This is a genomic window from Catonella sp. (assembly GCF_057250765.1).
The window spans coordinates 23,252-36,638 of the sequence record NZ_DBHIEC010000007.1 but is presented as its reverse complement, the minus strand read 5'-3'; the positions used below and the strand labels follow the sequence as shown (position 1 = coordinate 36,638).

General features: G+C 33.6%; 12 protein-coding genes. All 12 read left to right on the top strand.

Features of this window, described 5'->3' with window-relative positions; genetic code table 11:
- Positions 1-1,008, top strand: coding sequence for a hypothetical protein (locus ACO6HM_RS05085; protein ID WP_485390064.1), 1,008 nt, complete (start codon positions 1-3; stop codon positions 1,006-1,008).
- 55 nt (positions 1,009-1,063) lie between these two features.
- Positions 1,064-2,059 (top strand): hypothetical protein, encoded by a 996-nt coding sequence (locus tag ACO6HM_RS05080; protein WP_485390063.1) that lies wholly within the window; start codon positions 1,064-1,066, stop codon positions 2,057-2,059.
- Complete coding sequence (locus ACO6HM_RS05075) at positions 2,056-3,540, top strand: MBOAT family O-acyltransferase (protein ID WP_485390062.1); 1,485 nt, start codon at positions 2,056-2,058, stop codon at positions 3,538-3,540. Before ACO6HM_RS05080 ends, ACO6HM_RS05075 begins: the two co-directional genes overlap by 4 nt.
- 53 nt (positions 3,541-3,593) lie before the next feature.
- Complete coding sequence (locus tag ACO6HM_RS05070; RefSeq protein ID WP_485390061.1) at positions 3,594-4,553, top strand: glycosyltransferase family 2 protein; 960 nt, start codon at positions 3,594-3,596, stop codon at positions 4,551-4,553.
- Positions 4,554-4,568: 15 nt separating this feature from the next.
- Positions 4,569-5,369, top strand: a complete 801-nt coding sequence (locus ACO6HM_RS05065; RefSeq protein ID WP_485390060.1) for a hypothetical protein — start codon at positions 4,569-4,571, stop codon at positions 5,367-5,369.
- 12 nt (positions 5,370-5,381) lie between these two features.
- Positions 5,382-6,482, top strand: a complete 1,101-nt coding sequence (locus ACO6HM_RS05060) for an O-fucosyltransferase family protein (protein WP_485390059.1) — start codon at positions 5,382-5,384, stop codon at positions 6,480-6,482.
- 34 nt (positions 6,483-6,516) lie between these two features.
- The gene (gmd, locus tag ACO6HM_RS05055; protein ID WP_485390058.1) at positions 6,517-7,548 is read left to right on the top strand and encodes a GDP-mannose 4,6-dehydratase; all 1,032 of its coding nucleotides are present in this window, start codon (positions 6,517-6,519) and stop codon (positions 7,546-7,548) included.
- 23 nt (positions 7,549-7,571) lie between these two features.
- Entirely contained in the window at positions 7,572-8,069 is a 498-nt protein-coding gene (gene rfbC / locus ACO6HM_RS05050) for a dTDP-4-dehydrorhamnose 3,5-epimerase (RefSeq protein WP_485390057.1), read from the top strand.
- 29 nt (positions 8,070-8,098) lie between these two features.
- Positions 8,099-9,175 (top strand): glycosyltransferase family 10 domain-containing protein, encoded by a 1,077-nt coding sequence (locus ACO6HM_RS05045; RefSeq protein WP_485390056.1) that lies wholly within the window; start codon positions 8,099-8,101, stop codon positions 9,173-9,175.
- Positions 9,176-9,194: 19 nt separating this feature from the next.
- Entirely contained in the window at positions 9,195-10,130 is a 936-nt protein-coding gene (locus tag ACO6HM_RS05040) for a GDP-L-fucose synthase family protein (RefSeq protein WP_485390055.1), read from the top strand.
- Positions 10,131-10,211: 81 nt separating this feature from the next.
- A complete protein-coding gene (locus ACO6HM_RS05035; protein WP_485390054.1) occupies positions 10,212-11,579 on the top strand; it encodes a sugar phosphate nucleotidyltransferase in 1,368 nt (455 codons plus the stop codon).
- A 19-nt stretch (positions 11,580-11,598) separates the two neighbouring features.
- Positions 11,599-13,353 (top strand): ABC transporter ATP-binding protein, encoded by a 1,755-nt coding sequence (locus ACO6HM_RS05030; RefSeq protein WP_485390053.1) that lies wholly within the window; start codon positions 11,599-11,601, stop codon positions 13,351-13,353.
- Positions 13,354-13,387 lie beyond the last annotated feature (34 nt).

Genomic DNA, 13,387 nt, shown 5'->3' with positions numbered 1-13,387 from the left:
ATGATTAAGTTATTTAAAAGGCTGGGAATTTTAAGTTTATTTTTCCTCGCTTATTATATGATATTTATCAGATTTGATAAATATGATTTTTTTGGAGTAAGATTGAAGTGCTTTGATGAGATAAAAGATAATTTTGTAGTTGACGATAAGGGTAATATGATTACAAAAACTACAATATTTCCCACGATTAAGTACATTGAAGAACTTAAAGATGACCAATCATATAGCATTATTTTAGGTGACTCAAGAGCATCTTTTATAAATCCACAGTATATGGCGAATATGGATGTAAATAAAAATAAAACTACCTGGTTAAATTTGGCATTTGGCAGCTGCTCGTTAACAGAAAGTGTCTTAGAATTTTATTACACCGTACAAAAAGTAAAGCTGGATAAAGTTGTGTTTGAACTGGATTTTAAGGCATTGTGTCCTGAATTAGACTTAGACAGACTTACAAGGTTAGAGAAGTTAAGTAAATGGGAACTATATAAATGCTACATTTTTGACTACTTTAATAATCGCATGGCCATGGAAACAATGGTCGATTATACAGGCAGAACATTATTAAAAAATACAAATTATTTAGCAGAAGAGACAGCCTTAGAAAAGAAAGACATAAATAAGATATTGATTGAAGATTATTCTAACTGGGCAGATAAATTTGCTATTGATAGGAGACTTATTGCTAAGCTGATTGAAGTAGCCAAGTTTTGTGATAAAAATGGAATTGAACTCATATTTTTCTCTCCTCCGATTAACGGCCAGCTTTATAAAAAAGTGATTTCAAAATATGACATTTTGAATCAGGTAAATAAAGTAAAAGTTGAATTATCATATTATGCACCGGTATATGATATGCAGTTTATCACAAAGACTTCATATATGGAGGATGATTGGAATGAGGTGGTTCATTATACTAACAATATTTGTAGGATAGTTGAAAGAAATTTAGTAGATAAAAGTTATGAATATATACGCATTTATAATAAAGGAAGATTACTGCAATGATGATGCTTCTTTGTATTACTATAGCGATAGGATTTGTGATTATTAGGAGGAATAAGTGAACAAGTTATATAAGAGACTAAGTGTTATCTGTTTATTTTTTATAATATACTATACTATTTTTATACGATTTGATTTGTATGATTTTTTTGGTGTTAGGGTAAAGTATTTTAACGAGATAGAGAATACTTTTATAATGGATGAAACCGGGTATAGAGCTACAAAATATAATCCTTACCCAACAATAAAGTATATAAACTGCTTATCTGATGACAAAACATATAGTGTTATTTTTGGAGATTCAAAGATAGATAGGATTGATGTCAGCAATTTGGCTCGAATTGAAGGAAATAAAGACACAAAATGGCTAAATCTTTCTTATGGAGGCTGTCCTCCGGAAGAAAGTATATTGGAGTTTTATTATACTGCTAAGAGAGTAAAACTTGACAAAGTTATTTTTGAGTTAGATAGTAAAGCTCTAAATACATACTACAATATGGACAGGCTGAGTAGAATCGTAGATCTAAGCAGATGGGAATTGTATAAAAGTTATATTTTTGATTATTATAATAATAGGATGGCTTTGGAATCAACTATAAATTATGTGAAAAAGAAGATAACTAGTGAAAAAGGAATTAAAAATGAAAAAGAACAACAAAATTTCTATAACGAAACTATCGAGGCAGATAGAGAAGCTACTGATGTATATAAGATGAACAGTAAAGATGTAGATAGATTAATAGAAATTGCAAAGTATTGCAAGAAAAATAATATTAAACTAATATTCTTTTCGCCTCCTATAAATGGTAGATTATATGATGAGGTGCCCAAGAATTTTGAAATATTAAAGCAAGCAGATAGATTAAAAAAGATGCTTTCATCTTATGCAACTATTTATGATATGCAGTATATATCGGAATTATCATACATGAAAGATGAATGGGAAGACGCTTGGCATTATAACGAAGGAATATGTAGAATCATTGAAAATAATTTAGCTGGGAAAAATCATAAATTTATGAGAATATATGAAAATGGAGGAATAGTCAAATGATATTTTTAAATCCATTTTTTTGGATTGCTATGCTGGCAATATTACCGATATATTATAAAGTGAAATCCATAAATACTAAGAATGTGATATTAGTATTGTTTAGTATAATCTGGTATGTTAGATATGCTGAATGGAGTGCACTTTATTTACTCACAACAGTTGTTACAACTTGGATTTACGGATATTTATATGAGAAATATAAGGATTCAAAATCGGCACATGTATTTGCATGGTTTATAGGCATTGGAGTAAATTTGGGTATATTATTGGTACTTAAATATAATGGACTAATATTAACTAAAGGGCTAAATTTTTGGGTGCCGATGGGACTATCGTTCTATACATTTCAAGCTTTAGGATATTGTATAGACATAAGAAATGGAAATTGTGAAAGAGAAAAGAATATTTGGAATCATATATTGTTTTTATGCTTTATACCTCAGATGGTAACAGGACCAATTTCAAGGAAAAGTCAGTTATCTGGTGAATTCTTAAAGGAAAAAAACTTTGATTATGAAAGAGTGGTTGCATCTCTATATAGGATGACCTGGGGATTTTTCAAGAAAATTGTTGTAGCTAACAACCTGGCTGTTCTTGTATCCGCAATTTATTCTGATTATGAAAATGTATCAGGAGCTTTACTTACTATAAATGCAATGCTTTTTGTTGTGCAGCTTTATTGTGACTTTGCAGGTTGTATGGACATAGCAATTGGTGCTGCAGGGCTTTTTGGAATTGAAGTAGTCGAGAATTTTAATAAACCTTTTACAGCTAAAAACGTATCTGAACTTTGGCGCAGATGGCATATAACCCTTGGTACTTGGGTGAAGGACTATGTATTTTACCCTATTTTACTTTGGATGAATAGAAAGATATCTAAAAAGTTTATAGAAAAAATAGGCAAGAAAAGGTTTAAAAAGCTAACAACTTATATAGCCCTTGTGATTTTATGGAGTATAGTTGGACTTTGGCATGGTGCTGATTTGAAGTTTTGGATAGGTAATGGTATGCTTTATGCTTGCACCATCATACTGGGAGAGATACTTACACCTGTATTTACCAAGGTAATTGCTATTCTTAAAATAAATACTGAGAGTAAAACTTACGAATATTTCCAGAGGACAAGGACTTTTCTTATATTCTGTATAGGAAATATGTTCTTAAACCTTGATTCAACTACAACAACAGTTAAAGTCCTTGGTAGAATGGTCACTAATTTTGCAACCAACATTAGCAATCATGCATTTTTCTCAAGTTTGTTAGGTAATGAAAAACTGAAGGTACTGATTGGGATAATGTGTATGGTTATTTTCTTAGTGATTTCTGCATTTGATGTTAGACTTGGAGAAAAAATAAGAAAGAGAAATATGGCAGTAAGATGGTTGAATTATGCGGTAGTAATAATTATTATTTTTGCAAGTTTTATTTTGCAAAATGGTGGATATGGCGACTCAATTAACTTTATATATATGCAATTTTAACTTAAAGATTGAGTGTATTAAGGTTTGCTAATTAAAATATTTAGGGGAAAAATATGAATGAGTTAATAAGTGTTATTATTCCGGTGTATAATGTTGAGCAATATGTGGAGAGATGCTTGAACTCAGTTATAGATCAGTCTTATCCTAACATTGAGATTATCCTTGTAGATGATGGTTCAACAGATAAGAGTGGAGATATATGTGACAGATACGCTCTTAGAGATAGTAGAATCAAGGCAATTCATGAAGAGAACGCAGGACTTGGAGAAGCGAGAAACAGGGGATTGAGGATAGCTTCAGGTGATTATATCTGTTTTGTGGATAGTGACGACTGGATAGAGGAAGACTATTGCAAAGAATTAGTACAGGCTGCTGAAAGGACTAATTCTGACATTGCAATATGCGGATATAATGAGTGCCTTAAGGATGGTAAGACACCTAAAGTAAAGTATGATGACTGCTTTATCACTACAGGTAAAGAAATATTACATTATACAATGACAGCAAATAGTAAATATTGGTTCAACATTTCTGTTTGGAATAAATTGTATAAAAGAGAGATTATTTCTGAATTGTGGTTTAAGAGCAGAGTTTATGAAGATATAATGTACAATGCAGAGTCAATGTACAGGGCTAATAAAATAGCATATGTAAATAAGTGCCTGTATAATTACAGGATAAATAGAGAAGGGAGTATCATATCAAAGGGATTTCAAAGAAAAACTATAGAGTTTGAAATGAAATTCAAAGAAGAAAGAGTTGAGTTTTTTAAGAGAAATAATGAAATAAAGCTTGCGAGAGATGCAGAGGCAGTGGTTATACATGATAAGCTCCTATACTATGCATTTATGAGTTTATCAAAGGATAATTTTAGTGAATATATAAGAAAGTATAAAGTTGACTTAAGAAAGTGTGGATTCATAGCAGATACCAAAACTAATATTGCCTTACTGATATTTAAGTGTTTTCCACAGCTATGGATAAAAATTATTAAAAAGAAGTATAAATATTGAGAGGTATGAGGTATAATGGAAAAGTGTACTATTTTGGTAAATAGCTGTGATAAATACGAGGACACGTGGTATCCTCTATTTAAGATAATGAAGGCTGAGTGGAAGGATAGGAAGTGGCCTATTGTACTCAATACAGAGTCAAAAACCTTTGATTATGATGATATGGGGATAAAGACATTTAGACTGTATCAGCATGGTGTTAAAGATAAATGGGGAAAGAGGCTTATTGAGACACTTAAAAGAATAGATACTGAGTATGTGTTAATGTATTTGGACGATTTTTTTCTAACCAGACCTGTGAATCAAAATATGTTAGATCAGTGCATAGAGTGGTTGGATAAAAATGATGATGTAGCTGTTTTTTGCTTTATGCCCGCATACGGTGAAAATATAAAAGATGGCAGGTTTGAAGGCTTTGAGAAGAGGCCTCAGGATGGAGATTATAGATTGAATTGTCAGGCTGCACTGTGGAGAAAAGAAATACTGCTTAAATACACCAGACCATGGGAAAATCCTTGGGACTGGGAGGTTATTGGCAATGCAAGAACAAGAAGATGTGAAAAAGCCTTTTATTCACTTATTGATGGAGTTGAAGGTCCATTTGAATATTCGCTTAAAGACTGGTCAGGTATATACAGAGGAAAATGGGTGAGAAAAGTGGTAGAACCGTTGTTTCATAAACATAATATTGATATTGACTTAACTGTAAGAGGAGTTGAGGAAAACCCTTTTGCTGTTGATCTTACCCAAAGACCATTTTTGAAGAAAGTTAAGGAAAGGCTTATGTATATTGCAGCGAAATATTTCGGGATATAAAGGAGAAATGGCATGAGCTTAAAGGCTGATATAATAACAAAAATAGCAAAACATGAGAGAATAAGATTCCTAGCAAAGTTTTTGAAAAATTTTAATAATATGGAGTTTATTAAGGATGTAAATAGTCTCTATAACAATAGGACATTATATAAGATAGTGCAAAAGGGTGATAAAGAAAAAGGGAAAGTGCTTTACCTTATAAACGAAAAGTATGCTTACTACGGATTTGGTGCTATATTAAGAGAAGTATTAGATGGTTGTATGGTTGCTGATGAATTGGGATTTTATCCGGTGGTAACTGTATCGGAAGATTCACCTTATGCTGAGGAGAAAGGCTTTTTAGGTAAGAACAATCCATGGGAATATTATTTTGAACAGCCTGTTGGCATTGGTATGGAAACTTATGAACAGGGTTATAGAACTACAGAAATGAGTAGAGATGACCTTTCAATGATAATCGAACGCTTCAAAAATGAAGGATATAAATTGACTCAAGATTACTTTCTTGAAGCCGCAAGAATTTGGAGTAAATATATAAGTATTAGAAAAGAACTTGAAATCGAACTGCAAAATGAAATTGATAAAATATTTGTTAAAGGAAGGAGAATACTTGGAGTTCAGGCAAGGGGAACAGATTTTAACCGCAAGTTTTATAATCATCCAAAGCCTATTACTGCCGAGGATTATTTTGAACAAATAGATAAAATTGCTGATAAATATGACAATATATTTTTAGCGACCGAAGATCAGAATAATTTGGATAAGTTTATTGCAAAATATAGGGGAAAATTGGTGTATCATAAAAATATAATGCGATCATCTACAATTGATAATCCTGCATTAAGTAATAATGGGGATTTTAAGCAAAGAGAAAATCCAAATTACAATTTTGCAAAAGATGTAATGCTTGATATGATGTCCTTGATGCAATGCACAGGTATTATTACAGGAATGTCACAAGTCCCCATCTGTGCAAGGATATGGAAACTTGCCAGAAACGAGAAGTATACTGATGACATTATTATGGATAAGGGCGTATTTTCAGATAAGAAAGACAGTTTGAGTATAGAAGAGGTAATTAAAAAAGACGGAATAAAGTTCAACGGCTGGTAATATAGATATGTATATGACTTAGATAGGAGAGAATATGAAGAAAGCACTTATTACAGGAGTTACAGGACAGGATGGCTCATATTTGGCGGAGTTTTTATTAGAAAAAAATTACGAAGTTCACGGTATAGTAAGAAGAGCTTCTACTGAGAAGAAGGAAAGAATAGATCATCTTGAGGGCAGGCCTAATTTTCACTTACATTATGGAGATTTAACTGACTCTTTGAGTCTGGTTAAAATCATTTCTAAGGTTGAACCTGATGAAATATATAACCTTGCAGCACAAAGTCATGTGGCTGTTTCGTTTGAAGTGCCTGAGTACACTGCAGATGCCACAGGAACAGGAGTTATAAGGTTGCTTGAGGCTATAAGAACCTGTGGCCTTGAAAAGAAGTGTAAATTCTATCAGGCTTCAACATCAGAACTATTTGGAAAGGTTCAGGAGATACCACAAAGTGAAACAACTCCTTTTTATCCATACTCCCCTTATGCAGCTGCAAAGCAGTATGCCTACTGGGTAGTAAGGAATTACAGAGAAGGCTATGGTATGTTTGCTACCAATGGTATACTTTTTAACCATGAGTCTGAAAGAAGAGGTGAGACCTTTGTGACCAGAAAGATTACTTTGGCAGCAGCAAAGATAGCAGGTGGTGTACAGGATAAACTATATTTGGGTAATCTTGATGCGCTCAGAGACTGGGGCTATGCGAAGGACTATGTTGAATGCATGTGGCTTATGTTACAGCATGACGAGGCTGATGACTTTGTTGTAGCAACAGGAGAACAGTATTCAGTAAGGGATTTCTGTACCAGAGCATTTAAGAGAGCTGGTATAGAGCTTAGATGGGAAGGTGAAGGAGTAGAAGAAAAGGGTATTGATGTAAACACAGGTAAGACAGTTATAGAAGTATCACCTGAATTCTTCAGACCTACAGATGTAGTTACTCTTTTAGGCAATCCTGCAAAGGCCAAGGAAAAACTTGGTTGGAACCCTAGAAAGACAAGCTTTGATGAGCTTGTAAATATTATGGTGGATAGTGACATTAAACTGGTTGAAAAGATAAAATAGAAGTTTATCAAAAAGGAGATATTATGGTAGTTGAGAAGACTAATCTAAAAGGTGTGTTGCTTATTAAGCCTGACATATTTGAGGATTTTAGAGGAAACTATACTGAGGTGTACAATGAAAAATTATACGCTGAAATGGGGATAACTGACAAGTTTATTCAGGATGATTTATCTACTACATATAAGGGCGTGCTTAGAGGTATGCATGGTGATCCTAAGACAGCAAAGCTGGTTCAGTGTGCTTATGGCAGAATATACCAGGTTGTACTTAACAATGATAAAAACTCGGATGAATATGGTAAATGGCAGGCATTTACGCTTACTTCTGAGAACAGACATCAGGTGTATATTCCTCCTATGTTTGGTAATGGATTTTACGTACTCAGTGATGTTGCTGTATATAGTTATAAGCAGACTACGGTTTATGGCGAAGCAAAGCAGTTTACTGTTAAGTGGAATGATCCTGAGTTTGGCATAGTGTGGCCTGACAATAACCCAATATTGTCAGAAAGGGATAGATAAAAAATGAATCAATGTGTGAGGTATTATAATTGAAGATTGCAGTTGTACCTATAGAGCTAAACTGGCTAATAGATAGAACTTACCCTGATAAATGGATAAGGTTAAAGGATATTGAAAGAATTTTAAAAGATAGAGGAGATGATTCATGGATTAAGCTGATTTCAAAAAAAGAAGATTTAATTGATGCTGAATGGATTGTGTTTATGGGATGGTATGCCTGGTCTTATAAATGGTACAATGAAGTGTTGAATAATGATTTGTTAGATAAGACTGTTTATTGGATGCAGGAGCCTGAAGTGGTTAATATACAACATAGCAAACAGGGTATCAGTTTTTTTCTAAAAAAATTCAAGTATGTAATGACTTGGAATAAAGAATTAATTGATTCAGCCAGAGTATTTAAATTAAATATACCATACGACTGGAAGCAGGACGTAAGTGAAGGTGTATTTAGTGAAAGACAAGACAATAGAGTTTTGTTAACCAATATATCGGCTAATAAATCTTCGTCTGTTAAAGGTGAGTTATATAGCGAGAGAGAAAGGGTTATTAAGTGGTTTGATGAACGTCATCCTGATGACATAATTTTTTATGGAAATGGTTGGGGAAATAGTGGATATACTTCATATGGCGGTATATGCGGAGATAAAAAAGATGTTTATCAAAAGTTCAAATTTGCCTTAAGTTTAGAAAATGTTTCGAAAGAAGATTATTTGACCGAAAAATTAATTGATTGCTTAACTGCCGGAATAGTTCCAATATATAAAGGAGCAACTAATGTAACTGAATATATCCCCAAAGAGTGCTTTATAGATTTTGACAAGTTTAGTAGTATTGAAGAACTTTATTTATATATTAAAAATATGCCTGATAGTGATTATATGTGTTATATAGATAGAATTAAGAACTTTGTACTAAATACAAATGAAATTCGTAGTTTTAGTGCAGAAGAGTGGATAAAGTGCTTTGATATATTAGCTAAAGCAAATAATAATAATTCAAAAATGGTAATCACTTTTAAGGATAAAGTTAAGTTTAAGGTAGGGTATAGTGTTTTCAAAGTAAAATTATTTTTGCATTATATTAAAAATAAATTATCTGCATAAGTAAGGAGAGTGGTAACAAATGAAGAATGATTCTAAGATATTTATTGCAGGAAGAAAAGGACTTGTAGGTTCTGCGATAGAAAGACGGTTTAGAGAGGCTGGCTGCAATAATATTATAGGACTTGGCTCGAAAGAACTGGACTTGAAAAATCAATCTTTGGTTTTTGATTATTTTGAAAGAGAAAAGCCTGAGTACGTCATCCTTGCAGCGGCTAAAGTAGGCGGGATAATGGACAATATTAAGGCACCTGCAGAGTATTTGTATGATAATTTGGTAATGCAGAATAATATAATAGATGCTGCATATAAAAATGGAGTAAAAAAACTGTTGTTTCTGGCATCATCTTGTGTATATCCAAGAGAATCTCCTCAACCAATGGAAGAGACCTGTCTGCTGGATGGAAAACTTGAGCCCACAAATGAAGGATATGCACTAGCAAAGATAGTTGGGTTAAAACTATGTGAGATGTATAATAGGCAGTACAATACCAATTATATGGGGGTTATTCCTTGTAATATTTATGGGATCGGTGACAATTTCAGCCCTCAAAACAGTAGAGTTGTTGCAGCTCTTATAAAAAAGATACATGAAGCGAAAGTGAATGGGGATGATAAAGTTGAGGTATGGGGTACGGGTAATGCCAGAAGAGAACTAATGTTTGTAGACGATCTTGCGGATGCCTGCTTCTACCTTTTTATTCATTATGATGGTAATGAATTTTTTAATATTGGAACAGGGGTAGATCATTCAATAAAAGACATAGTAAAAATTGTTTCAGATGTGGTAGGATTTGAAGGGGCAATTGAGTTTGATACATCAAAGCCTGATGGTATGCCTCAAAAGCTCTTGGATGTTAGTAGATTAAAAAATGAAGGTTGGGTCGCAAGTACTGCATTAAGAGAAGGAATAGAAAAAACATATAAATATTATTTGGATGAAATTGTAAAGGAATAATATAGTAATATAAATATCAGTTTATCCTGTGAAATGGGCATTATTGAATACTATGGCATTTGGAAAAAATGAGGAGTTTAAATGAAAATTTTACTGTTATCAGGTGGTTCGGGACAGAGATTATGGCCTCTGTCAAATGACTTTTGCTCAAAGCAGTATATTAAGGTGCTTTCTGGAGAAGATGGTAGACAGTCTATGTTGCAGAGAGTGTTTTCCCAGCTTAAATCTGTCGGGAAATCAGATGATGCAGTAATTATAGCAAGTGAGGCGCAGAAGGACATTATTTACAGTCAGCTTGGAAGCAAGACAAAGATTGCTGTAGAACCATCTAGGAAAGACACATTCCCTGCCATTCTACTAGGTTGTTCCTGGCTATATGAACAGGGCTCTAATGAGGATGAAGTAGTAATTGTAATGCCTGTAGATCCTTATGTTGAAAGAGACTACTTCGAGAACTTTGAACTACTTGCAAAAAAGCTAACTGAAAGTGGAAGCGATATTGCTTTAATGGGAGCGATTCCAACCTATCCCTCTGAAAAATATGGATATATAATTCCAGGAGAAAGAAAGGAGGGATATTTTGATATAAAAGGCTTTAAGGAAAAGCCACAACTAGAGGAAGCTAAAAAGCTACTAGCACAGAAGGCTTTGTGGAATTGTGGAGTATTTTGCTTTAAGCTTGGACTGATTAAAGCATACTGTCTAAAATATGGTATAAATTTCTCCTATTCTGATGTAATAGCAAGCTATGAGAAATTACCTAAAATCAGCTTTGACTATGAGGTACTTGAAAAAAGTGGCAGTAAAATAGCTATAGAGTATAGTGGCATATGGAAAGATATAGGAACTTGGAATACACTCACTGAAGAAATGGATGTAGATAGCATAGGTGACGTATACATTGATGATACTTCAAGTGCTACACATGCAGTCAATACTTTGGATATTCCACTAATTGTCATGGGAGCAGATAATCTAATAGTGTCAGCAACCTATGATGGAATTCTTGTAGCCGATAAAGAAAGAAGTTCATACCTAAAGGACAGTTTGAATAGAATAAAGATATCCCCTAGGTACGAGGAAAGAATATGGGGAACAATCAAGACAATTGATAGGTCAGAAGAAGGAGGCCGAGGAGTCTGTACAAATAAGGTACAGGTGGCTTCGGGGAAACACACTTCATATCATAGACATACTGAGCATGCTGAGATTATAACAGTGCTTTCTGGAGAAGGATTGCTTGTGACGGATGATTGTATTTTAAAACTTACTCCTGGAATTTCGGTTACGATAGAAGCTGGTAGGTTTCATGCGATAAAAGGTGGTGAAGAACTTGTATATATTGAGATTCTCCTTGGCAATCTTGAAAGAGATGATGTTGAAAGAACCTTATTTAATTGGGATGATATTATGCAGAATTATTTTGATGTAAACAAGAAATTATCATAAGAGCTTGAATGGAGTGAATATGTTTTCTGTATTAGGAAAATTTAACAAACTATTAAATGCTAAGCAAAAAAGCCGCTTAGCCATATTAGGATTAGTAACTGTAATAGGCGCATTTTTAGAGGTAATTGGAGTTTCGCTCATGTTACCTCTTATTACTGCTATAATGCAACCTGATATAATAACCAGCAACAAGTATATTGCATATATATGCAATATTTTAGATTTACATTCGCATAGGACATTTGTGATTGTTTGTATCGTTGCGGTTATTTTTGTGTTTATCTTTAAGGATTTCTTCTTGATGATGCAGTACTACATTCAGGCTAGATTTGTATGTAACAATCAATTTGCTATGCAACAAAAAATGTTGAGTGGTTTTCTTAATCGTCCCTACGAGTTTTTTCTAAATGCTGAATCGGGTGAAATACTAAGGGTTGTACAGTCTGATGTGCCTGCGACATATGCATTACTAACTACAGTTTTAGGGATGTTTACAGAGTCTGTAGTTGCGTTAGCGATTTCTGTGACTATTTTTATAATTGATCCGCTTATGACTACATTTGTTATTGTAATGATGGTAGTTGTTGTGATAGCTATATCAAAGTTAGTAAAACCCGTGCTTAAAAGGAAGGGAGAAGAACAGTTAATTAATAATTCTCTTATGTATAAGTGGTTAATACAAGGCATAACGGGAATTAAAGAAATTAAGGTTGGTGGTAAAGAGAACTTTTTCAAAGAAAATTTTGAAATAAGCGGTAAAAAATATATAAGTGCAGAAAAATGGAGAACTGTGTTTTCCAATATTCCGAGACTTATGATAGAAATGGTTTCTGTATGCTCAACTTTAGCGTTTATAGCGTTTATGATATACAAGGGAAGAGAGATAGAAACTTTGGTTCCTACACTAGGAGCATTTGCCATGGCAGCTATGAAACTTATGCCAAGTGCTAATAGGATAGTTGCAGGAATCAATCAGGTGGTATTTCAGTTGCCATCATTGAACAAGTTATTAGAAGATATTGAGATGTTTGAAGAGGATGAGAAAAAATATTTATCTTATAGAAAAAATAATTCAAATAAGGCTGTAAAAGTCTTAACTTTTAATGATAAAATAGAACTGAAAAATATAACATATAACTACCAGAATTCAGATAAACTAATCTTAGATAAGGCTAATATGATAATCCCAGTAGGCAAATCAATTGGTATAGTGGGTGCATCAGGATCTGGTAAAACCACAGCAGTTGATATATTGTTAGGGCTTTTGCTTGCCAACGAAGGCGAAGTACTTGCGGATGGTGTTAATGTAATGGAGCATTATTCAGAATGGCTATCTAATATAGGCTACATCCCGCAGAGTATATTTATGTTGGATGATGATATTAAAAGTAATGTGGCTTTTGGTGTAAAAAAAGAAGAACAGGATGAAGAGAGGGTATGGGAGGCTCTTAGGGAGGCACAACTTGAAGACTTTGTTAGAGGGCTAAAAGATGGAATACATACTCAGATTGGTGAAAGAGGAATGCGCCTATCTGGCGGACAGAAACAAAGGATAGGTATAGCAAGGGCACTGTACTCAAACCCAGCAGTTCTTGTATTCGATGAGGCAACTTCCGCACTTGACAGCGAAACTGAAGCTGCTGTTATGTCATCCATTAACGGCTTACATGGTAAGAAAACAATGATAATTATTGCACATAGACTACAGACAATAAAAGAGTGTGATATGGTTTACAGGGTTGGAGATGGAAAGATAGTTGAAGAGAATTTATGAGACAAAAATGGTGTAGTGGAGCCTAGAAACCGTG